At 65.8% G+C, this 21983-nt stretch carries 23 protein-coding genes; 15 read left to right on the top strand and 8 right to left on the bottom strand.

What is annotated here, in order from left to right; genetic code table 11:
• Positions 1-230: 230 nt before the first annotated feature.
• Positions 231-1742 (top strand): purine-cytosine permease family protein, encoded by a 1512-nt coding sequence (locus ACQY4S_RS24525; RefSeq protein ID WP_428487801.1) that lies wholly within the window; start codon positions 231-233, stop codon positions 1740-1742.
• A 188-nt stretch (positions 1743-1930) separates the two neighbouring features.
• Here the strand turns inward: ACQY4S_RS24525 and ACQY4S_RS24520 are convergent, their stop codons facing one another.
• The gene (locus ACQY4S_RS24520; RefSeq protein WP_428487800.1) at positions 1931-2827 is read right to left on the bottom strand and encodes a TauD/TfdA dioxygenase family protein; all 897 of its coding nucleotides are present in this window, start codon (positions 2825-2827) and stop codon (positions 1931-1933) included.
• A 16-nt stretch (positions 2828-2843) separates the two neighbouring features.
• On the bottom strand, positions 2844-3845 hold the full coding sequence (locus ACQY4S_RS24515) for an asparaginase (protein WP_428487799.1): 1002 nt from the start codon (positions 3843-3845) through the stop codon (positions 2844-2846).
• 188 nt (positions 3846-4033) lie between these two features.
• Here ACQY4S_RS24515 and ACQY4S_RS24510 point away from each other — a divergent pair, with 188 nt between their 5' ends.
• Genes ACQY4S_RS24510 through ACQY4S_RS24465 form a run of 10 tightly spaced genes read left to right on the top strand, consistent with a single transcriptional unit; the run spans position 4034 to position 13432 of the window.
• On the top strand, positions 4034-4237 hold the full coding sequence (locus tag ACQY4S_RS24510) for a hypothetical protein (protein ID WP_428487798.1): 204 nt from the start codon (positions 4034-4036) through the stop codon (positions 4235-4237).
• 3 nt (positions 4238-4240) lie between these two features.
• Positions 4241-5641, top strand: coding sequence for an amidase (locus tag ACQY4S_RS24505; protein ID WP_428487797.1), 1401 nt, complete (start codon positions 4241-4243; stop codon positions 5639-5641).
• Positions 5641-7242: an ABC transporter substrate-binding protein gene (locus ACQY4S_RS24500; RefSeq protein ID WP_428487796.1), complete on the top strand. Its 1602-nt coding sequence runs from the start codon at positions 5641-5643 to the stop codon at positions 7240-7242. Before ACQY4S_RS24505 ends, ACQY4S_RS24500 begins: the two co-directional genes overlap by 1 nt.
• Before the next feature lie 9 nt (positions 7243-7251).
• Entirely contained in the window at positions 7252-8205 is a 954-nt protein-coding gene (locus tag ACQY4S_RS24495) for an ABC transporter permease (protein WP_428487795.1), read from the top strand.
• Entirely contained in the window at positions 8202-9107 is a 906-nt protein-coding gene (locus tag ACQY4S_RS24490; RefSeq protein ID WP_428487794.1) for an ABC transporter permease, read from the top strand. The genes ACQY4S_RS24495 and ACQY4S_RS24490 overlap by 4 nt, the downstream gene beginning before the upstream one ends.
• Positions 9104-10180 (top strand): ABC transporter ATP-binding protein, encoded by a 1077-nt coding sequence (locus ACQY4S_RS24485; RefSeq protein ID WP_428487793.1) that lies wholly within the window; start codon positions 9104-9106, stop codon positions 10178-10180. Before ACQY4S_RS24490 ends, ACQY4S_RS24485 begins: the two co-directional genes overlap by 4 nt.
• The gene (locus tag ACQY4S_RS24480; protein WP_428487792.1) at positions 10170-11216 is read left to right on the top strand and encodes an ABC transporter ATP-binding protein; all 1047 of its coding nucleotides are present in this window, start codon (positions 10170-10172) and stop codon (positions 11214-11216) included. Before ACQY4S_RS24485 ends, ACQY4S_RS24480 begins: the two co-directional genes overlap by 11 nt.
• Before the next feature lie 57 nt (positions 11217-11273).
• Positions 11274-11471, top strand: a complete 198-nt coding sequence (locus ACQY4S_RS24475; RefSeq protein ID WP_428487791.1) for a DUF3311 domain-containing protein — start codon at positions 11274-11276, stop codon at positions 11469-11471.
• Positions 11471-12925 (top strand): sodium:solute symporter family protein, encoded by a 1455-nt coding sequence (locus ACQY4S_RS24470; RefSeq protein ID WP_428487790.1) that lies wholly within the window; start codon positions 11471-11473, stop codon positions 12923-12925. Before ACQY4S_RS24475 ends, ACQY4S_RS24470 begins: the two co-directional genes overlap by 1 nt.
• Positions 12926-12940: 15 nt before the next feature.
• Positions 12941-13432: a flavodoxin family protein gene (locus ACQY4S_RS24465; RefSeq protein WP_428487789.1), complete on the top strand. Its 492-nt coding sequence runs from the start codon at positions 12941-12943 to the stop codon at positions 13430-13432.
• Positions 13433-13453: 21 nt separating this feature from the next.
• On the opposite strand, the gene ACQY4S_RS24460 is transcribed toward ACQY4S_RS24465, so the two are convergent.
• Positions 13454-13867, bottom strand: coding sequence for an N-acetyltransferase family protein (locus ACQY4S_RS24460; protein WP_428487788.1), 414 nt, complete (start codon positions 13865-13867; stop codon positions 13454-13456).
• 29 nt (positions 13868-13896) lie between these two features.
• The gene (locus ACQY4S_RS24455; RefSeq protein WP_428487787.1) at positions 13897-14760 is read right to left on the bottom strand and encodes a class I SAM-dependent methyltransferase; all 864 of its coding nucleotides are present in this window, start codon (positions 14758-14760) and stop codon (positions 13897-13899) included.
• Between the two features lie 86 nt (positions 14761-14846).
• On the opposite strand from ACQY4S_RS24455, the gene ACQY4S_RS24450 reads away from it, so the two are divergent.
• The gene (locus tag ACQY4S_RS24450) at positions 14847-15089 is read left to right on the top strand and encodes a DUF2188 domain-containing protein (protein ID WP_428487786.1); all 243 of its coding nucleotides are present in this window, start codon (positions 14847-14849) and stop codon (positions 15087-15089) included.
• 156 nt (positions 15090-15245) lie between these two features.
• Here ACQY4S_RS24450 and ACQY4S_RS24445 read toward each other — a convergent pair whose 3' ends face one another.
• Positions 15246-16583 carry an LLM class flavin-dependent oxidoreductase gene (locus ACQY4S_RS24445; protein ID WP_428487785.1) on the bottom strand — a complete coding sequence of 446 codons (1338 nt, stop codon included), beginning with the start codon at positions 16581-16583 and terminating at the stop codon, positions 15246-15248.
• Between the two features lie 56 nt (positions 16584-16639).
• A complete protein-coding gene (locus ACQY4S_RS24440) occupies positions 16640-17842 on the bottom strand; it encodes a Zn-dependent hydrolase (RefSeq protein ID WP_428487784.1) in 1203 nt (400 codons plus the stop codon).
• A 240-nt stretch (positions 17843-18082) separates the two neighbouring features.
• Between ACQY4S_RS24440 and ACQY4S_RS24435 the strand changes: the two genes are divergently transcribed.
• Both ACQY4S_RS24435 and ACQY4S_RS24430 read left to right on the top strand, forming a co-directional pair.
• Positions 18083-18349 (top strand): hypothetical protein, encoded by a 267-nt coding sequence (locus ACQY4S_RS24435; RefSeq protein ID WP_428487783.1) that lies wholly within the window; start codon positions 18083-18085, stop codon positions 18347-18349.
• An 18-nt stretch (positions 18350-18367) separates the two neighbouring features.
• Positions 18368-19216 (top strand): TauD/TfdA dioxygenase family protein, encoded by an 849-nt coding sequence (locus ACQY4S_RS24430; RefSeq protein ID WP_428487782.1) that lies wholly within the window; start codon positions 18368-18370, stop codon positions 19214-19216.
• Positions 19217-19488: 272 nt separating this feature from the next.
• On the opposite strand, the gene ACQY4S_RS24425 is transcribed toward ACQY4S_RS24430, so the two are convergent.
• Both ACQY4S_RS24425 and ACQY4S_RS24420 read right to left on the bottom strand, forming a co-directional pair.
• Positions 19489-20478, bottom strand: coding sequence for an aldo/keto reductase (locus ACQY4S_RS24425; RefSeq protein ID WP_428487781.1), 990 nt, complete (start codon positions 20476-20478; stop codon positions 19489-19491).
• Positions 20479-20507: 29 nt separating this feature from the next.
• Entirely contained in the window at positions 20508-20903 is a 396-nt protein-coding gene (locus ACQY4S_RS24420; protein WP_428487780.1) for a (R)-mandelonitrile lyase, read from the bottom strand.
• Between the two features lie 100 nt (positions 20904-21003).
• On the opposite strand from ACQY4S_RS24420, the gene ACQY4S_RS24415 reads away from it, so the two are divergent.
• Positions 21004-21897, top strand: coding sequence for a LysR family transcriptional regulator (locus tag ACQY4S_RS24415; protein ID WP_428487779.1), 894 nt, complete (start codon positions 21004-21006; stop codon positions 21895-21897).
• The last annotated feature ends 86 nt before the right edge of the window (positions 21898-21983 follow it).

Raw genomic sequence — 21983 nt, 5'->3', positions numbered from 1 at the left:
CATGACTCGGCACGGCCTTTACAAGTTCCCGTGCTTAAACATTCCGTGCCGTCCTGCTATTTTGCGATCTGGTTCATCCGGTGTTGTCCTCCCCGGCGTCAGGCACGCTTCTTGCGTACGCTGAACCACGCGCGCAGCTACATCCTTCGTTCATTCCGTGATCAATCCATCCGGTGATGTCTCCGGTGCTTGTTCAAGCCTGTCTCCGACAACGGCCAAAGGAAATGACAATGCCAGTCGCGACGAAGCCCAGCGGGAACCCGACCGGACTGCCGCCAAATGGGCAGCCGCATGCGGAAGCCGAGCTTGAAGAAAAGATACGACATCATTACCATCAACCGAAGGGCGTGGAGCAGTTCGGCATCGAGCCGATCCCGACCGAGAAGCGCACCGTGCGCTGGTTCGACATTTTCGCCATCATCTTCGGCTTCGCGCTCAATCCCGGCTCGATCATGACCGGCGGCATGGCGGTGGTGGCCGGCCTGTCATTCCAGGGTGCGGTGGTCGGCATCACCGGCGGCACCATGCTGGCAATGGTGTTCTACGTGATCATGGCGACGATCGGCGCAGATTATGGCATCCCTGGCCAGGTCGCCACGCGCATGACCTATGGCCTGCGCGGCGCGAAATATATTCCGTCGCTGCTGCGCACGATTGCCTCGACCTACTGGTTCGCCTACCAGACCGTCGCCGGATCGATCGCCGTGGTCGCGGTGCTGGAGCACTGGACCGGAACACGGTTTTCGCTGGTGACGGTCAGCCTGATCTTTGGCGTGCTGCAGGCCGTGGTGGCGATTGTCGGCTATGACAGCCTGAAATTTCTGTCGCGCGCGGCGCTGCCGTTCAAGATCATTGTCCTGAGCTACATCATGTACCTGCTAATGACGCACACCGACCCAAATTTCGCGCCGGCCCACGTCCTGGCCTATGCCGGATTGCCGACGTCGAACTGGGTGCTGTTCGTCACCTGGGGCAACGCGGTCGCCGCGGGCTCCATCACCATGGTTACCGATGCGGCGGATTTCTGCCGCTACACACGGTCTCGCACAGACATGTGGTGGGGCACGTTGTGCGGCAAGTTCCTTGGTGCCGCCTTCGCCTGCATCCTCGGCGCCTATGGAGCCGCGGCGACACTGGGCAAGGTGGCGAACGTGTTCGACGTGGTGTCGGGGCTGACCAGTGCCTGGCCGGCCTACCTGGCGTTCCTGCTCGTCATCGGCCTGGACAACTGGACGATCAACGTGCTGAACCTGTACACTGGGGGATTGTCGCTTTCCAACATGCTGGAGCGGGTGGGCCGGTTCTGGACCACGCTGATCATCAGCGTGCTGGGTGTGGCGCTGTCGGCGGTGCCGGATGTGGTGAGCAGCTACACCAGCTACGCCGGCATGTTGGGCAATGTGTTCTCACCCATCACCGGCGTGCTGATGGCGGATTACCTGTTCGTCAAGAAAACCCGGATCGACCTGCCGGCACTGTTTCAGCCTGGCGGAAACTACTGGTATTGGCGCGGCTTCAACCCGATCGCGGCCGTCTGGACCGTGCTAGGCTTCGGGATCTACATGTATGTCATCCCGGTCGGCATGATGAAGACGGTTTCCACTGTCCTGCTCTGCGGATTTGGCTATTGGATCACCACCTGGCTGATGTCCGCCTCCTGGTCCGCCCTGACCCGCGCCGCTCGGCCCGTGGAGCAGGTGCAGACGGTGGAGGAACTGGCCTGGCAACTGGCGGAACGCTAGCGGCTGTTGATCAATAAACGCAGCGGTGGCGGCAGGGCGCCGCGCTGCTGACATGATGGGGAACGCCGACCCGCAGCCTTGCCTGGCGGGGCTGGTTTCGATCAAGGTGTGGATGGCGGCCCCGCGCCCGTCATGAAGAAATCGAGCGGCCATGTCTGGCTCACGGCGGATATTTGTTTACAGATACATCAGGCCGCCAGCCTCGGTGCCCCGCCCGCCACGGTCGTGCGGTACATCAGCCGCTGATACTTCATGTGGTCGAACAGGCTGGCGGTGTGCAGCACGGCGCGATTGTCCCACATCACCAGGTCGCCCTGCTGCCAGCGATGCGTGTAGACAAAGCGCGGCTGCGTCGCGTGCCGGATGAGTTGTTCGATTAGTGCGGTGCCCTCGGCCGCGTCCATTCCCTCGATATGACTGATCACCGCCGGGCATAGGTAGAGCGACTTGGCCCCAGTCGCCGGATGGATACGAACGAGAGGCTGCGCCACCGGCGGAAACTTCGCCACCTGATCCGAAGTGTCAGGTGCGCGGTCAGGGTTCTGCTGCTGGCCCCACTGGCGCAGCGTCTCCAGTGAGTGGACCGCGCGCAGTCCCTCGACCTTCTGCCGCAGCGCCGGATCCAGTGACCGCCAGGCCGCGGTGACATCGGCGAACAGCGTCTCGCCACCTTCGGGCGGAACGATCTCGCCATAGAACAACGACGCATCGGACGGAACTTCGCGGTAGGAACTATCGGCGTGCCATTGCTCCACCCCACGGGAGAACGAGGCCGTCATGCCGTCGCGCTCGACGTTGCCGACGCAGAACACCTCCCGGTGCGCGGGCAGGGTGTTGTCGAAGCGGCTGTGGATCTCCAACGGGCCGAAGCGGCGGCTGAACGCGACGAGGTCGGCCGGCGTGACATGCGCTTTCGGAACCACCAGCACGCGGTAGCGATGCAGATAAGAAACAAATTGCGTCAGCGCCTCCGGGCTGACATTGCCGTGGATCGGCATGCCGCGAACCTCGGCGCCAAAAGTGGTTCCGATCTGGCGCGCGCCAGGGCCGGCATTGCCAACATCAGAGATCGTTGCAACGTCCATCAATCTTTCTCCAGGATCAGTATTCGTCAAAGATGCGGCGCAGGTCATCGCGGTCGCTGGTGACGGTCAATGCCAGCATCAGCAGGATGCGCGCCTTCTGCGCGGTCAGGCTGTCGGCGGCAACGAATCCCGCATCGCGCAGCGCCACCTTGTCGTCGATCACACGGCCGCTGCCAGAGCGTGAGGACTGCACCACCGCAACGCCTGATTCCGCTGCCTGCACCAGCGCTTTCTTCTGCGCCGGGGAAGGCGAGCCGGACGGGAACCCGGCGGAAATGATGCCCTTGGCGCCCGCCTTCACCACGGCTTCCACCAGCGTGGCGTCGGCACCGGCATAGGCGGGGATGATGTCCACGCGGGGCAGCGCCTTCAGGCCGGATACATCGAATTCGGTATCCGGCGCGGCGCGGCGCAGCGGCTTGCGGTAGAACTGCACACGGTCGGCGTCGGCATAGCCGAGCAGGCCGAAGTCGCGGGAGATGAAGGTGTGGACACGATAGTTGGAGGTCTTGGCGACATCGCGCGCGGCGTTGATCTCGTCGTTCAGCACCACCATCACGCCCATGCCGCGGGCCTGCGGACAGCCGGCGACGCGGCAGGCGTTCAGCAGGTTCAGGCCACCGTCGGCACCCAAGGCGGAGGATGGCCGCATCGCGCCGACCACCACCACGGGAGACGGAACCTTCACGGCTAGATTGAGGAAATACGCGGTTTCCTCCAACGTGGCGGTGCCGTGGGTGATGACGAAGCCGGCGATCGTCGGGTCGGCTGCCGCGGTTTCGTGAATGATACCGACGAGCGCCAGCCAGTCGGCCGGGCCAATCTCAGTACTGCCGACGTTCTTGTAGGGGATTGAAACGATCTCTGCCACGCGCGGCAGTTCCGGCACGCCGGCAATCAGTTCGTCCACCTTCATGAAACGGCCTGAGGTGCCGTATTCGTAGAAGTCGAGACGATCGCGGCCGACGCCGGAGATCGTGCCGCCGGTGCCGATGATGGCAATCTTGGGAAGAGCCACGGAGCAACAGCCTCCTTTTCACGCAAGGGCAATCCGGACCAGGTGCCCGCGGGAGCCCAGCGGCCATAGTTTGTGCATTGCAGCATGTTTTCCGCGCAGCGTGAAGCCCTGCCTGGAACAGGGCGTCATGACGATGGCACACGGCTTGCTGGCAACCCACTCATAATTAAACTGATCGGAGATGCCGCATGCCCAGCGCCCCCACACGAGATGAGGTTGCCGCGCTTGCCCGGCAGGCTGGCCTCGATTTGCCGGACGCCTATCTTGAACAGCTTGTCGGCGCGTACGGCAACGTCCGCCGAATGATCGACGCGATCCCGCACAACCGGCCGCGCGGCGATGAGCCGGCGCATGTCTTCGTGCCGGAGACATTCCTGCCGGAGGGCAGATAGGCCATGGCCGCCACAGACCTGCATTTCCTGACGCTGGCCGAAGCATCGCGGCTGATCGCCGATCGGAAACTATCCCCGGTCGAACTGACCGAGGCCTATCTCGACCGCATCGCCGCGCTGGACAGCCAGCTTGACAGTTTCGTCACGCTGACGCCGGAACGAGCCCGGGCGGACGCGCGGACGGCGGAGGCGGAGATCGCCTCGCATGGGCCGCGCGGGCCGATGCACGGCATTCCGTATTGCCTGAAGGACATCTTCGACACGGCGGGCATCCGCACCACGGCGATGTCGAAGCTGCTGGCGGACAACGTGCCGGCGCGGGATTCGGCGTGCGGCGAGAAGCTGACCACGGCCGGCGGCGTGCTCCTCGGCAAGAACGCGACGTGGGAGTTCGCGCATGGCGGGCCGTCGTGGGACGTGCTGTTTCCGCCCGCGCGCAATGCGTGGAACCGCGATCATTCGCCGGCCGGTTCGTCATCCGGGTCGGGGGCGGCGGTGGCGGCCGGGTTCTCGCCGGCCACCTTGGGCAGCGATACCGGCGGGTCGATCCGCGGGCCGGCGGCGGCCAACGGCATCGCCGGGCTGAAGCCGACCTACGGGCTGGTCAGCCGGCGCGGCGTGATTCCCAACTGCTTCAGCCACGATCATGCCGGCCCGCTGGCCTGGACGGTGGAGGACGTGGCGATCCTGATGTCGATCATCGCCGGCCACGATCCGGAAGACCCGGCCTCGGCGAATGTGCCGGTAGCCGATTTCCGCGCGGCGCTGACCGGCGACGTGAAGGGCCTGGTGATCGGCGTGCCCTGGGGCTGGTTCGAGGAACTGCCGCTGTCGCCCGCCACGATGGCGGCGTTCGAGGCGACCCTGGACGTCTACAAGCATCTGGGTGCCGAGGTCCGTCCGGTGACCCTGCCGCCGCTGCACGACTTCGACCACGCCAAGAAGGTCATCGCGGTGGCGGAACTGTTCACCATCCACGCGCAGGACCTGCGCACCCGGCCGGCGCTGTTCGGCGACAGCCTGCGCTACCGGATCATTGCCGGCGGCCTGGTGCGGGCCGAGGAATACATCCTGGCGATGCGCCAGCGCACCGATCTGGCGCGGGCGATGCAGGCGGTGATGGCGACGGTGGACGTGCTGATGATGCCGACGCAGGAACCGGCCGGCAAGCTGGAGCCGGTGGCGCCGGAGACGCTGTTCACCAAGACCTCCTTCACCACCCCGTTCAATGTCGGCGGCAATCCGGCACTGGCGATGTGCAACGGCTACGCGGAAAACGGATTGCCGTTCTCCTTGCAGATCACGGGCAAGCTGTTCGACGACGCCACGGTGCTGCGCGTCGGCGATGCCTATGAGCGGGTGACGCCGTGGCGGCAGCCGCGGCCCGAACTGGTCGCCGCCTGATGCTGTCGCGACGCGAGGCGCTCGCGGCGGGCGCGGCCTCCACGCTGCTGCCGAAGCTGGCGGGCGCGCAGCCCGAGTCGGTGCTGCGCGTGGCGATGACCCTGGGCGACATTCCGCTGACCACCGGCCAGCCGAGCCAGGGCGGCGAGGGGCAACGGTTCATCGGCTACACGCTGTACGACTGCCTGATCAACTGGGACCTGTCGCGCGCCGATGTCCCCGCTCCGCTACGTCCCGGCCTGGCGCTGAGCTGGGACGTCGACCCGGCGACCCACATGATCTGGACCTTCAAGCTGCGTCCGGGAGTGAAGTTCCACGATGGCAGCACGTTTGATGCCGCCGCGGTGGTGTGGAACCTCGACAAGCTGATGAACCGCTCGGCGCCGCAATACGACCAGGCACAGGCGACGCAGGCCGGCACCTATTTCGCCTCGATCGCGTCATACCGCGTGGTCGATCCGCTGACCGTGCAGATCACCACCAAGGCGCCCGACGCGGTGTTCCCGTATCAGGTGGTCAACATCTACATGTCCAGCCCGGCGCGCTGGAAGGAGCTGGGCGGCGACTGGCAGAAGGTTGCCGACAAGCCGTCCGGCACCGGGCCGTGGGTGCTGGAGAAGGTGGTGCCGCGCGACCGTGCCGAACTGCGGCGGCACGCGGCCTACTGGGATCCGGAACGCGTGCCGAAATCCGACCGGATGATCCTGCGCGCCATCCCTGACGCCAGCACGCGCATCGCCGCGCTGATGTCGGGGCAGGTGGACTGGGTGGAGGCGCCGCCACCCGACGCGGTGCCGCAACTGAAGTCCGTCGGGATGCAGGTGGTGACCAACATCTATCCGCATATCTGGCCGTATCAGCTCAGTTTCGCGCCCGACTCGCCGTTCCGTGACCTGCGTTTGCGCAAGGCGGCGAACCTGGCGATCGACCGCGACGGGCTGGTCAAGCTGCTGGGCGGCCTGGCGCTGCCGGCTAAGGGGATGGTGACGCCGAAGCATCCGTGGTTCGGCAACCCGACGTTCGACATCACCTACGATCCGGATCAGGCAAGGGCCTTGCTGAAGGCCGCTGGCTTTGGCCCCGACAAGCCGGTGCGGGTGAAGTTCCTGATCTCGACCGCGGGATCGGGCCAGATGCAGCCGCTGCCGATGAACGAGTTTGTCCAGGAGACCATGAAGGATGTCGGCTTCGACGTCAGCTTCGACACAATGGACTGGGAAGCCCTGCGCGCCCGCCGGCGTGGCGGGGTGGAGATGCCGGAGAACAAGGGCGCCGACGGCCTGAACAACTCCTGGGCCTTCACCGATCCCGACATCGGCCTGATCGGCGTCGCCTGGAGCAAGATGCGGCCGCCCGGCGGCTACAACTGGGGCGGCTACGCGGACCCTCAGGCCGACGTGCTGGCGGCCAAGGCCAAGGTCGAGTTCGACAAGGCCAGGCAGGACGCGCTGCTGGCCCAGTTGCACACCCGGATCGTCGACCAGGCGATGTGGATCTGGGTGGTGCACGACCTCAATCCCCGCGCGCTGGGTCCCAAGGTCAACGGCTATGTGGAGGCGCAAAGCTGGTTCCAGGACCTGACGCCGGTGCGGGTGGTTTGAGCCGGCGCCATGCTGTCCTACATCCTGCGCCGGCTGGCCTATACGCTGCCCATCCTACTGGGCGTGTCGCTGGTATGTTTCTCTTTCATTCATTTGGCACCGGGCGACCCGATCAGCGCGGTGCTGCCGGAGAACGCATCGGCCGCGGTGATGGCGCAGATCAAGGCGGCCTACGGCTTCGACAAGCCGCTGCCGATCCAGTACCTGATCTGGCTGCGCCATGTTCTGTCGGGCGACTTCGGCACCTCCATCATGACGCAACGGCCGGTGGTGCGGGAGGTTCTGCCGGCCGCCGGCAATACCGCGCTGCTGGCGGTCGCCGGCATTGGCCTGAGCTTTATCGTCGGCATCGGGCTTGGGCTGCTCGCTGGCTTTTCCGACCGCCGCTTGACCGACCGCTCGGTGACCGGTTTCGCCGTGTTCGGCATCTCGGTGCCGCACTATTGGCTCGGCATGGTGATGGTGGTGATCTTCGCCGTGACGCTGCATGCGCTGCCGGCGACCGGGATCGGTCCCGATGGCACCAACCTGGTGCGGTTTGGCGTGGAGGATTTCAAGCACCTGCTGCTGCCGGCGGTCACCCTGGCGCTGATCCCGGCCGGCATCATCGCACGATCCGTCCGCGCCACCGTCATCGAGGTGCGGCGGCAAGACTTCGTCCAGACGCTGAAAGGCAAGGGGTTGAAACGCCGCCGCATCTTTCTGCACGTTGTCAAGAACGCGGCACCACCGGTGCTGGCGATCATGGGATTGCAGTTCGCGCAGTTGCTCGGCGGCTCGATCCTGGTGGAGACGGTGTTCGCCTGGCCCGGCACAGGGTTCCTGCTGAATGCCGCCATCACCACCCGCGACCTGCCGCTGCTGCAGGGGACGGTGATCGTGCTGGCGTTCTTCTTCGTTATCACCAACCTGCTGGTGGACGTGATGCAGAGCCTGATCGACCCGCGGGTACGCCGTATATGAGCGGGCTGACCGCGATCAGGCCGGCGGTGGCGGAAGCGGCGGTCGCGGTGGCGCGGCCGACGTCGCGAGGCTATTGGGGCAAGGTGATCCGGCGGGTGTTGCGCGACCCGACGGCGGTGGTATGCCTGGTGCTGCTGATCGGCATCATCCTGGCGGCGGTCCTGGCGCCCTGGGTCTCGCCCGACGATCCGTACAAGACCAGCATGCTGCGCCGCCTGAAGCCGCCGTTGTCCCCAGGCCATCTGCTGGGCACCGACGAACTCGGACGGGACATGCTGTCTCGGCTGATCTACGGTGGGCGGGTGTCGCTGTCGATGGGGCTGGTACCGGTGGCGCTAGCTACGCTGATGGGCGGCATGTTGGGCGTCTGCGCCGGATATTTCGGCCGGCACGTCAACGCGGTGATCATGCGGATCGTCGATGTGTTCTACGCGTTTCCTTCGGTGCTGCTGGCGGTCGCCATGGCCGGCGCGCTGGGTGCCGGAATCGTCAACAGCCTGATCTCGCTGACGCTGGTGTTCATCCCGCCAATCGCGCGAGTGGCGGAGAGCGTCACTACGCAGGTGCGCAACCAGGACTTCGTGGAGGCAGCGCGGGCGACCGGCGCGTCATCCATGCGGATCATCGTGCAGCACGTGCTGGCGAACGTGGCGGGTCCGATCCTGACCTATGCCGCCAGCCTGGTCAGCGTGGCGATCATCATTGCCTCCGGCCTATCGTTCCTCGGGCTGGGTGCCTCGCCGCCGATCGCCGACTGGGGGCTGATGCTGAACACGCTGCGGCAGGCGATCTATGTCGCGCCGATCAATGCCGTGCTGCCGGGGGTGATGATCTTCATTGCCTCGGTCAGCTTCAATCTGCTCAGCGACAGTTTCCGCGGCGCCATGGATACACGGGCATGACCGCGCCGAGCAGGCGCGAGGCCGTGACCGCGCTAGATCCGGGCGAACCGGATCCGCGCGACCGGGGTGGGCCGCGGCAGCCGCTGCTGACGGTCGAGGGACTGAAGAAGTATTTTCCGCTGCGGGGCGGATCGATCCGCCGCGCCGCCGTGCAGGCGGTTGACGGCGTCAGCTTCAGCGTCATGAAACACGCGACGCTGGGCGTCGTCGGCGAGTCCGGCTGCGGCAAGTCCACCACCGGGCGGCTGCTGATGCGACTGATCGAGCCGGATGCCGGCAGCGTGGTGCTGGACGGCGATCCAGTCGGCCGCGGGGGTCGGTTTGGCGATGGCTTGTCCGTGCGTGACCTGCGGCGACAGGTGCAGATGGTGTTCCAGGACAGCTACGCGGCGCTCAATCCGCGTCACACCGCGATCGAGGAAATCGCCTTCGGCCTGCGTGTCCGCGGCCTGCCGGTATCCAGGGCGCGCGACGTGCTGCGTCTGGTCGGCCTGGAGCCAGCGCAGTTCGGCGGCCGTTATCCGCATGAGATGTCGGGCGGTCAGCGCCAGCGGGTCAATATCGCCCGCGGCATCGCCCTGGAGCCGCGGCTGCTGATCCTAGACGAGTCCGTCTCCGCGCTGGACAAGTCGGTGCAGGCGCAGGTGCTGAACCTGCTGGCGACGCTGAAGGCCGAGCTGAACCTGACCTACATCTTTATCTCACACGACCTGAACGTGGTGCACTACGTCGCCGACCGGGTGCTGGTGATGTATCTGGGCAAGGTGGTCGAGATCGGCCCGGTCGACCGGATCTACCAGGCCGCCGCGCATCCCTACACGCGTGCCTTGTTCGCCGCCCGGCTGTCGATGGACCCGGCTGTGCGGCTCAGCGTGCCGCCACTGAGCGGCGATCCGCCGTCACCGGTGCGACCGCCCTCCGGCTGCCGCTTCCGCACCCGCTGCACCTTGGCGGAGCCGGTCTGCGCCGCCGTCGAACCCATGCTGGCGGCGGTGATCGAGGGGCACGATGCTGCCTGCCACGCCGTCCAGGCCGGCAGCGGACACAGCCGGGCGGTCGCGCGTGCCGCCTGAACCGATTGTCCCCGAACCAGTTGTCGAGGTCACCGACCTGTCGGTGCGCTTCGTCCGGCGTGATCTGGATGTGCGGGTCGTCGATGGCGTGTCGTTCAGCTTGCGGGCGGGGGAAGTGCTGTGTCTGCTGGGCGAATCCGGTTCCGGCAAGACCGTCACGCTGCGGGCGCTGCTGCGGCTGCTGCCGCCCTACGCGCGCATCGCCGGCGGCATCCGGCTGGCCGGGCGGGACGTCACGTCGATGTCCGAACGCCAGCTTGAGGCGATCCGCGGCCCGGTCGCGGCGATGGTGTTCCAGGAGCCGATGACGGCGCTGGACCCGGTGTTCACCATCGGCACGCAGATCGCCGAGACCGTTGTTTCGCACGAGGGTGTTTCCTTCCGGGATGGCCGCCGGCGCGCCCTCGAGCTGCTGGAACTGGTGCAGGTTCCCTCCGCCGCCGCGCGCCTGGATGCCTATCCGCATGAACTGTCTGGCGGCCTGCGGCAGCGGGCGATGATCGCCCTGGCGCTGTGCTGCCGCCCGGCGCTGCTGCTGGCGGATGAGCCGACCACGGCGCTGGATGCCACCGTGCAGATCCAGATCCTGCTGCTGTTGCGCCAGTTGCAGAAAGAACTTGGCATGGCGACGCTGTTCGTGACGCACGACATCGGCGTGGCGTGTGAGGTCGCGGATCGTGTCGCGGTGATGTACGCGGGCCGCTTCATCGAGACCGGGCCGATCGAGACGATCATCGGCCGTCCGGCCCATCCGTTCACCGCCGGCCTGCTGCGCTCCACGGTGCATGAGACCTCACGCGGCGCGCCGCTGGTGCCGATCCCGGGCGGTCCGCCGGACCTCGGCAATCTGCCGGCCGGCTGCAGCTTCCGGCCACGCTGTGCGCGGCAGATCGGACCATGCGGGGCGGAGCGGCCGGCGCTGCGGCCGTCCAGCGATGGCGGCGGCGTGCGGTGCTTTAATCCGTTGCCGGCAAGCGAGGGCGTGCGGGTCGGGCGGGAGCAGGCGACTCGCCGTACGCAACTTCCAATACGATAATGCGTTTCATGAACACCGCTTCATGCGTGCCGATCCAATCGAAAAGCAACAGGTAATATGATGTCGATTGTCCGATGGCTGGCCGTGCTGCCGTTCGTTGGCATCCTGGGTGGCGTGCCCCTGCTCAACCGGGTAACGCCGATGATCCTGGGCATGCCGCTGCTGCTGGCCTGGATCGTGCTGTGGATCGTTTTGACGTCGGTGATCATGACCGTCGTCTATCTGTGCGATCCCGCCAACCGGGATGCCTCGTAATGAACGCCGCGCTGATCATCATCTTCGCCACTGTCGCCGGCGTGTTGGCATTGGGCATCCGTGCCCGCCGGGGCAAGGACATGGACCTGGAGCAATGGACGGTGGGCGGCCGCGGCTTCGGCACCATCCTGGTCTTCGTCCTGATGGCGGGCGAGATCTACACGACCTTCACCTTCCTCGGCGGCAGCGGCTTTTCCTACGGGCATGGCGCGCCGGCTTACTACATCCTGTCCTACGGCTGCCTGGCGTATGTGCTGTCCTACTGGGTGCTGCCGCCGGTCTGGCGCTACGCCAAGCAGCACCGGCTGATCGCGCAGCCGGATTTCTTCGCCCGCAAATACGACAGCCCGGCGCTGGGCATCCTGGTCGCGCTGGTCGGCATCGTCGCGCTGATCCCGTATCTGGTGCTGCAACTCAAGGGGCTGGGGATCATCGTCGATGCCGCGGCCTATGGCGCGATCTCGCCCGCGCTCTCGATCTGGATCGGCGCCGCCGTCGTCACGATCTATGTGATGGTGTCCGGCGTCCATGGATCGGCCTGGACGGCGGTGGCCAAGGACACGTCGATCCTGGTGCTGGTGATTTTCCTCGGGATCTACCTGCCGCTGCACTATTATGGCGGCATCGGCGCGATGTTCCAGGCGGTGCAGGTGGCGAAACCCGGCTTCCTGGCATTGCCGGCGCAAGGCGAAAGTGTCGCCTGGTTCGATTCCACCGTGCTGCTGACGGCGCTGGGCTTCTATATGTGGCCGCACACCTTCGGCTCGGTGTTCACCGCGAAGGAGGAGCGGGCGTTCCGTCGCAACGCGGCGCTGCTGCCGCTTTACCAGCTTATCCTGCTGTTCGTGTTCTTCGTCGGCTTCGCGGCGATCCTGCAGGTGCCCGGCCTGAAGGGGCCGGAGATCGACCTGTCGCTGCTGCGGCTGTCGATCAAGAGTTTTGATCCGTGGTTCGTCGGTGTGATCGGCGCGGCTGGCGTGCTGACGGCACTGGTGCCGGGATCGATGATCCTGATGGCATCGGCGACGCTGCTCGCCAACAACATCTTCCGCGCGTTCCGGCCGGCGGCGGCAGACGCGGCGATTTCGCGCGCGGCCAAGCTGATGGTGCCGGTGGTGGCGCTGGTGTCGGTGGTGTTCACGCTGCGCGGCGGCACCACGATCGTGGCGCTGCTGCTGATGGGGTACAGCTTCGTGACGCAGCTTTTTCCGTCGCTGGTGTGCAGCCTGCTGGACCGCAACCCGGTGACGAAGGAGGGCGCCTTCGCCGGGATCTGCGTGGGCGTCGCAACGGTGGCGGCGACGACGCTGAGCCACACCACCTTCGCGACGCTGTTCCCGGCCCTGCCGGAGGTCATCCGCGACCTGAACATCGGCGTCGTGGCGCTGGTGCTGAACCTGGTGGTAACGGCTGGCGTGAGCGCTGTGACCCGGCAAAGGACGGCCTTTGCGTGACGTCATTCGTCTTGCATGAAGACGCTGCTGATCGTGTTCCACTCGATGACCGGCGGCACGCGGCAGATGGCGCAAGCAGCCGAACAGGGCGCGTCCGATGAGGCAGCGGTAGCGGTGCGGCTGGTGGGTGCCACGGAGGCTGGCGCAGCCGATGTTCTCGCCGCCGATGGCTATATCTTCGCGACGCCGGAGAACCTGGCATCGATGGCGGGCCGAATGAAAGACTTCTTCGACCGGACCTACTACCCGGTGCTGGACCGCATCAATGGCCGCCCCTACGCCACCCTGATCTGCGCCGGCAGCGACGGCGAAAATACCGCTCGGCAGATCGCCCGCATCGCGACCGGCTGGCGCCTGCGGGCCGTGGCAGATCCTGTGATCGTATGTACCCGGGCGCAGACGGCGGAGGCTATCCTGGCGCCGAAGGTTCTTGATGAGGCTGATCTGGCACGGTGTCTTGAACTGGGCGCCGCCATGGCCGGCGGACTGGCGGCTGGGATATTTTGATTCCAGCGAAACCAAGGAACGTTACTCGATCGGTTTCCGGAATAGATAGGACGTCGCCTCCCGCCGATAACCAATGGCTTCATAAAAGGCATGCGCATCGGATCGTGACACATGCGAGGCGAGGGCAATGGATGTGAACCCGTGGTCCGCGGCCCAGGACTCGACCGTTTCCATCATGATCTTGCCCACCCCATTGCCCCGAGAGGCCTGGTCGACGACCAGCGCCTGGACGACTGCCTCCGGTGGTTTATCCAGCGCTGGGCGCGCAAACATGTGGCAGAGCGCAATGATGAACCCGCCTTGTTCGGCGACCACAAGGACATGGTCGCTGGACTGGTTCACCGCGCCGTAGCGCCGCCTGACTTCCCCAACGTCGATCGAATAGCCAAGTTGCGAGAGCAGCCGTTGTGCGGAAGGGACGTCCTCGGTCGTCATTTGCCTGATCGAGATCGAATTCGTCCCGATCACGCCCGTGCCGACACCAGCCAGATCGAGCCTTGGAGGGTGATGCCATCAACGCCATCGTGCGGGCTCAGCGCCGTCGCGACCGCTTGGCAGGCGGCGGCACGCAAGTCGGGGTCCGCCTCCGCCAGCAGCCGAGCCAGCGGACCGACGCGCGTTGCGAACTCCGTGGCCTTGTCACGTTCGCCAGGCCCGGACAGGCGCATCGGGACGTCATGGCGAACCGCGTCGGGGTCTCGCCAGCCGGCCGTGGTCAGGATGCCGCGTACGCGTTCGGCATCGGCGAAGGCGTAAGGGCCGGGCGCATGTGGATCGAACGGCGGTTGGGGCGGCAATAATGCGAGCGCCGCGTCCAGCGGCAGGCTGAACCAGGCATTGTCCGCCAATGGCCGCCAGCAGGCGAACAACAGCCGCCCGCCGGGTCGCATCGCGCGCCGCAGGTTGGCGAAGGCCGCCGTGGGATCGGTAAAGAACATCACGCCAAAGCGAGAGAACAGCAGATCGGCGCCCCCCGGCGGGAAGTCATGCGTCGCGGCGTCGGACACAAGAACGTGCGCATTGGCCAGGTTCTCGCTCGCGATCCGCTCCCGGGCGCGGGCTGCCATCGGCTCGGACACGTCCACGCCCAACACATCGCCGGACGGCCCGACGCGGCGTGCCAGTTCCAGCACCGTGGCGCCGCAGCCGCAGCCGATGTCGATCACATGCTCATTCGGAGCGGGCGCGGCGGCCTTCACCGCGATGGCGGTCAGCGGCGCGAACACCGCATCGAGGTGCGTCTGGAAGGCGGTCCAGGTCACCGCGGCCCTGTCGTTCCAATAGGCGATCTGGGCGGCGTTGCCGTCCTGGCTGGCAGCATCGGTCATTGTGTGCCTCTCTTGGCTGAGCGTCGTCACCATCTTCAAAGCGGCAGTGCGAGCGCTATCTGTAGCATGTTTGCCCTGAAGGACGGATGATGGCGAAAATTCACTACCGGATTGTCCAGCACGATGGCGGCTGGGCCTATAAGCTTGAAGACGTCTTCTCGGAGCCGTTCACTAGCAAGGCGGCGGCGCTGGCCGCGGCCAAGCGTGTTGCCCTCGAACAGCAGCTCGGCGGTGAGACGACACAGATCGAGTACCAGGATGAGGCCGGCCAGTGGCATTCGGAGAGGTCCGACGGTGGCGATCGTCCGGAGGCCGACGTGGTTGCATGACGGCCTGACAGCAAAGGACCGGCTGTCGAGTCCGGGTCCGATCGCCACCACTGTTCCTCTGGTCACGGCGGACGCGGGCCAAGATGTGTGGCTGCCGCTTGCGGTTTCGTGATTGTACAGAAGCCGCGTCCAGCGACGTCCATCAGCAGGTCGCAGTCATTCCGCGGCCTTCACGCCTGATGTGAAATAGGGGTTTTTCGGTGTTGGCAGGCCCATCCGTTCGCGCAGCGTGTGGCCGTGATATTCGGTGCGGAACAGGCCGCGCCGTTGCAGTTCCGGGATCACCAGTGTAACGAAGTCGTTCAGGCAGCGCGGCAGCACCGGCATGGTGACATTGAACCCGTCGCAGGCCTTGCCGTTGTACCAATCCTCCATCTGATCCGCGATATCGCTGGCGTTGCCCTTGAAGGTGACGTGGCCCATCGACGGCAGCACCCGCTCATAGGTCTGCCGAATGGTCAGCCTGTCGCGCGCGGCCATCTCGGCGATGGTCTTGCGGAAGCTGGCAATGCCAAGCGTTTCACCGGACAGGTCGGGCAGCGGGTCGTCCAGGGGAATGCCGGACAGGTCCATCTCCACCAGTTTCGACAGGTACGGCACGCCGAGGGAGGGCGCGATCAGCGATTGCAGTTCCTCGAACAGCTCATCCGCCTCGGCCCGCGTGCGGCCGACATAGACTGCCGCGCCCGGCAGGATTCGCAAAGAATTCGCGGCACGTGCGTAACGATCCAGCCGCCCTTTGACGTCGGCATAGAACGCCTGGCCGGCTGGCTTGGTGTTGGCGACAGCAAAGACGCAGTCGGCGTGCTGGGCGGCGAGTTCGCGTCCATCCTCCGACTGGCCGGCCAGGAACAGCACCGGATAGCCCTGCGGCATGCGGGCGACGTTCAGCGGGCCCTTGACCGAGAAATGCTTGCCGACGTGGTTCAGCACGCGCACCCGTGTCGGGTCGAGGAACTGGCCGGTCGCCTTGTCCTGCACGAAGGCGTCCTCCGCCCAACTGTCCCACAAACCTTTGGCTATCGTGACGAATTCCCGGGCGCGTTCGTAACGGATGTCCTTGGCGACGTGCTCGGTGCGGCTGTAGTTCAGCGAGTCATCCGGATACGATGACGTCACGATGTTCCAGCACGCGCGGCCCTTGCTCAGATGATCCAATGAGGCGAAGCGGCGGGCGAGGGAGTAGGGCTCGTCATAGGTGGTGGTGGCGGTGGCAAGCAGGCCGATGCAGCTTGTGTGCTGCGACACCGCCGTGAGCAGGGTCAGCGGCTCGAACACCGCAGGCCGGTCGGACGGACTGTTGGCGGCGAACAGCGCCGGCTTGTCCATCTGCCGCACCGCGTTGCCATCGGCCAGGAACAGCAGGTCGAACTTGCCGCGCTCCGCCGTCCGCGCCAGCGTGATGGCGTGGTCGAGGTTCATGACCTGATCGGACCAGGCATCCGGATGGCGCCAGCCGCCGAGGTGGCCGCCCAGGCCAAGCAGCCCGGTCATCAGATTCATCATGCGGAGCAGGCCCTTTGCACTGTCAGACTCGGAAAAGCCAAGGCTCAGACGGCGAGGAAGCGCCGCGCGGCATTGTCCAGCACCTGAATGCCGAGGGCGAGATCCGCATCGCTGGTGTCCTCGGCCCAGTGATGGCTGATCCCGCCGATGGATGGCACGAACAACATAGCGGCCGGCATGTGGCGGGCGATGTTCTGCGCATCGTGGCCGGCGCCGGAAGGCATCATCTGCCACCCATCGGAAACGAGCTGTTCCGCCGCCGCCGACAGCGCCTGCATCATCGCCGGGTCGCAGAGCGCCGGGATCGCCTTGGAGACGGCTACCAGGCTGACGGTGCAGCGTTCCCGACGGTTGGCTTCCCGCACCAGCGCCCGCAGGGTTGCCTCCATCCGTTCCAGTGCGGGCATGGATACGTCGCGGAACTGGAACAGGATTTCGGCGGTGCCGGGGATGATGTTGGGCGCGCCGGGGTCCAGGGTGATGCGGCCGGTGGTCCATGTGCTGCGCTCGCCGGCGATACGGGGAAACTCGGCGTCGATGGCGGCGAGCAGGCGCACCGCGGTCAGGCCGGCGTCCTTGCGTTCCTGCATCGTGGTGCCACCGGCGTGGTCCTGCTGGCCCTGGACCTTCAGGCGCCACTGCCAGATGGCGACGATGCCGGTGACGACGCCGATGCGCAGGTTGCCCTGTTCCAGTTGCGTGCCCTGCTCGATGTGCATCTCGAAGAAGCCCTTGTGGCGGCCGGCTTCGAGGCGCATGCGCGGCCTGCCGTCCAGCCCGGCGGTGCGCAGCGCGTCGCGCAGGGGCGTGCCGTCGGTGCGGTTGCGGCTGCGGTCGATCTCGTCCTCGGACAACTCGCCGATGATGGAGCGGCTGCCGAGGAAGCCGCCGTCGAAGTGACCTTCCTCATCGGCGAAGGCGCAGACATCGACGGGCAGGCCGGCGCGTGCCAGGGCGACGGCGGCGAGGACGCCGAGCGCGCCGTCGAGCCAGCCGGCTTCGTTCTGCGATTCAATGTGGCTGCCGCACAGCAAGTGCGGGCCGGAACCCTTGTGCCGGCCATAGACGTTGCCGATGCCGTCAATGGAAGCCTGCAGCCCGCAGGCGGTCAGGCGATCGATCAGCCAGTGGCGGGATTCCATGTCCTGTGGCGAGAAGGTGGGGCGATGCACGCCGGTGCGGAACTGGCCGATCTTGCGCAGCTCGTGCAGGTCACGCAGGAAGGCTTCGGTGTCGATCATGGACATGGGGTTCATCCGGCGGTGGTGGCGGCGGAGTTTGCGGTGGTGTTACGTGATGCACAATCCGGTTCATGCGCCAGCCACCTTGAGCATCGTCACCGCGACGATCAAGCGAACAGGTTTGCCGTGCGGGTCCGGCGATTGACACTCCGCATCACGGCTGCTGCCGGAGGTTCTTGACCTGAGCAGCCGGCGGGATCTCCAGGCGGGACTGCTGTCCGGCGGCGAGCAGCAAATGCTGACGATGTGCCGCACCCTGATGGTGATCCCAACCTGATCCTGATCGATAAGACCACCGAGGGATTGGCGCCGCTGCTGGTGGAACAGCGGCGTGCTGCTGGCGGAAATCGCCAGCCAGGGCATGGCGATCCTGCTGGTAGAGCAGAAACCGACGATCGCGCTGAAGATCTTCCGCCGGCTGTATGTGAGGGGCATGGGCAGATCGTCTTCGAGGGCACGCCGGACGATCTGGCGTTGAACGGCACTATCAGGCGAGAATGGCTGGAGGTCTAGCAGCAGGGAGCACGGCCGATGGTTCAGATACGTCGCATGGGTCCGCAAATCGGGGTCGAGGTTTCCGGGGTCGATCTACGCAGCTTGGACGATGCCGGGTTCGCGCCGATCTATCACGCCTGGCTCGATCACGGCGTCATGGTCGTCACCGGGCAGGAACTGTCGATCGAGGCGTTCCTGGCCTACAGCCGGCGTTTTGGGGCGGTTTCCCCGCACCCGTCAAAGAGCACGCGCCATCCTGATCAGCCAGAAATCACGGTGCTCGGTGTCGGGAAATTCCAGCCGGATGGGACGCTGAACCAGGCGATCTATCGCCGCGGGGCGGAAGGCTGGCATACCGACGGAGCCTACGACGTAGTGCCGTTCAAGGCGACGCAGTTGTACAGCCTGGCGGTGCCGGATACCGGTGGGGACACGTTGTTCGCCAGTGGCCATGCCGCGTATGACGCGATGCCGGATCGGTTGAAACACCGGCTGGAAGGTGTGGCCGGGGCGTTCACCTACGGCGGCCGACGGCAGAGTCAGGCGCTGCTGAACCCGGAGGATCGCGACCGGCCGCCGGCGATGCACCCGATCATCCCCAGGCATGTGGAGACGGGGCGAAAGTCGCTGTATTTCGATCCCGGCAAGATCCTGTTCATACACGGCGCGGAGAAGGCGGAAAGCGACGACCTGATCGATGAACTGACAACACTGATGATTCAGCCGGACGGGGAATACCGGCACAAGTGGCGGGTCGGCGATGTGGTGATCTGGGACAACCGGTGCTGCTACCACAAGGCAGCGGGCGATTATCCGCCGGATCAGGATCGCATTCATTGGCGGACATCGATCAAGGACTGGCCGGAGAGCAGGGTTGAACATTGATGCGCCGGAGTTAGGGTTCCGGCAGCAACGAAACCGAAAGTTCGATTCAGCAAAACCGCAAACGGTAGTATTTGCTGATCGTAACCGAATGCACGGGTTGATGCACGCAGGAGATGGTCAGCGTCCAGATCAGACGAAACGTCGCTCCGTCTCGCGGCACCTGCCTCGGCAAAGGCTTTCGCCGTCGCCTGTCCCATGCCGGAACTGGCACCTGTGACAAGGGTGACCTGGCCCCGAAAATCATAAGTCGGGTTCATCGCTTTCACTCCTGCCTACCGGCCCGACAGCGCTTCCACCGCCTGGGGATACCGGTCGCCCTGAACGGTGATCCGTTCGGCGGCGTCCTCGATGTGGCGGAGATCGTCGGGCGTGAGTTCGATGGAGGCCGCGCCGATGTTCTCCTCCAGGCGGTTCAGCTTCGTGGTGCCTGGGATCGGGACGACCCACGGCCTTCGCGCCAGCAGCCAGGCAAGCGCGATCTGCGCCGCTGTGGCATCCTTCCGGTGTCCGACATCCTCCAGCAGGGTAACCAGCGGCCGGTTTGCCTTGCGGGCCTCCGGCGCAAACCGCGGCAGGGAGCCTCGGTTGTCGCTGCCGATGAATTGGGTGGTCTCGTCGATGCTCCCGGTGAGGAAGCCTCGGCCAAGCGGGCTGTAGGGGACAAAGCCGATCCCGAGTTCCTCGCAGGCCGGCAGCACCTGCTCTTCGGGCTGGCGCCACCAGAGAGAGTATTCGCTTTGGATCGCCGTGACGGGCTGGACCGCGTGCGCACGCCGGATGGTCTGGGCGCCCGCTTCCGACAGGCCAAAACGCCTGACCTTGCCCACCGCGATCAAGTCTTTCACTGCGCCTGCCACGTCCTCGATCGGCACGCTGGGATCGACGCGGTGCTGGTAGAACAGGTCGATGGCCTCGATCCGCAGCCGCTTCAGCGACTCCTCGGCGACCTGGCGGATGCGTTTGGGGCGGCTGTCGAGCCCGTTGGATGATTTAAGGCCGCCTAGATCGTGGCCGAACTTCGTGGCAATGACAACGTGCCCCTTGAAGGGTTCGAGAGCCTCGCCAACCAGGCTCTCGTTGGTGAAGGGGCCGTAGGATTCGGCCGTGTCGAAGAATGTGACGCCGCGCTCGACCGCCTTGCGGATCAGCGTGATCATCTCGTTTCGATCCGGCGCAACGCCGCGGTGATAGTTCAATCCCATGCAGCCGAGGCCGATGGCCGAGACCTCCAGGCCGCTGCTGCCAAGTTCGCGTTTGCGCATGTCGGTCTCCTAAACGGAGTTTTGCAAGATCAGCGCCGGTATTGCGCGTCGCTGACCTGCTCCATCCAGTCAACCGGCGAGCCGTTCAGCTTTTCCTGGATGGCGATGTGGCTCATGGCCGTGGTGGCGGAGGCGCCGTGCCAGTGCTTCTCGCCCGGGGCGAACCAGACCACGTCGCCGGGCCGGATTTCCTCAACCGGCCCGCCCTCCCGCTGCACCCAGCCGCACCCGGCGGTCACGACTAGGGTCTGGCCGAGCGGATGCGTGTGCCAGGCAGTGCGGGCGCCGGGCTCGAACGTGACCAGCGCGCTGGCCACCCGCGCCGGATCGGGCGCGCTGAACAGCGGATCAACGCGGACTGTCCCGGTGAACCACTCCGCCTGCCCCTTGCCGGATGGCTGACTGCCCGCTCGTTTGATTTCCATCGCCCGTCTCCTTCGGTGACGCTTGAACGACGATGTAGGGGGTGCGGTTACCGCCGATTAGGCGCTAAAATCCAAATGGACCTAGAAGCTGGTCTTCTGAATGCCCCGCACGGACCTGAATGACATCGTGGCCTTCCTCGCCGTGGCGCGGGAGCGGAGCTTTACCCGTGCCGCCGCCCAGCTTGGTGTCTCGCAATCCGCACTGAGCCAGACCATCCGCGGGCTTGAGGCAAGGCTGGGCCTCCGGCTGCTCACCCGGACCACACGGAGCGTCTCACCAACCGAGGCGGGGGAGCGCCTGCTTCAGGCCGCTGGTCCGCGGCTTGAGGAAATCGATGTGGAGCTGACCGCCCTGAGCGCGCTGCGCGACAAGCCCTCCGGCACGATCCGTATCACCGCGCACGACCACGCCGTCCGCGCCGTTCTGTGGCCTGCCCTGGAGAGGCTGCTGCCGGACAACCCGAACATCAAGGTGGAGGTCGTCATCGACTACGGCCTGACGAACATCGTCGCGGAGCGTTTCGACGCCGGCATCCGCACCGGCGAGATGGTGGCGAATGACATGGTTGCGGTTCGGATCGGGCCGGACCTGCGCTCCGCGGTTGTCGGTGCGCCCGCCTACCTCGCCAAATGGGGGAGGCCGGAAACGCCGCAAGACCTGACGTCGCACGCCTGCATCAACCTTCGCCTGCCAACCCTTGGCGGCCTCTACGCGTGGGAGTTCGAGAAGGGAGGACGCGCGTTGCGCATAAGGGTCGAGGGCCAACTCACATTCAACGCAACCGCCCCGATGCTCGACGCGGCACTGGCGGGGTTCGGCCTGGCCTACCTGCCAGAGGACAGCGTGCAGGCACACCTCGCCAACGGGCAACTTGTCCGAGTGCTCGCCGATTGGTGCCCGCCCTACCCCGGCTATCATCTCTACTATCCAAGCCGCCGCCAGCCCACACCGGCATTCGCTCTGCTGGTCGATGCACTGCGCCACCGCGGATGAAAATTTGCTCCGGGTAGAACCGACGCTAGCGGCTGGTCGAGAACGCTGAACCGGACTTTTGGCTGCGCTGCTACCGGACCCCGGCG

Origin of the sequence: Rhodopila sp. (assembly GCF_965276935.1) — a bacterium.
GTDB lineage: Bacteria > Pseudomonadota > Alphaproteobacteria > Acetobacterales > Acetobacteraceae > Rhodopila.
This window is presented reverse-complemented; position numbering and strand designations above follow the sequence as displayed.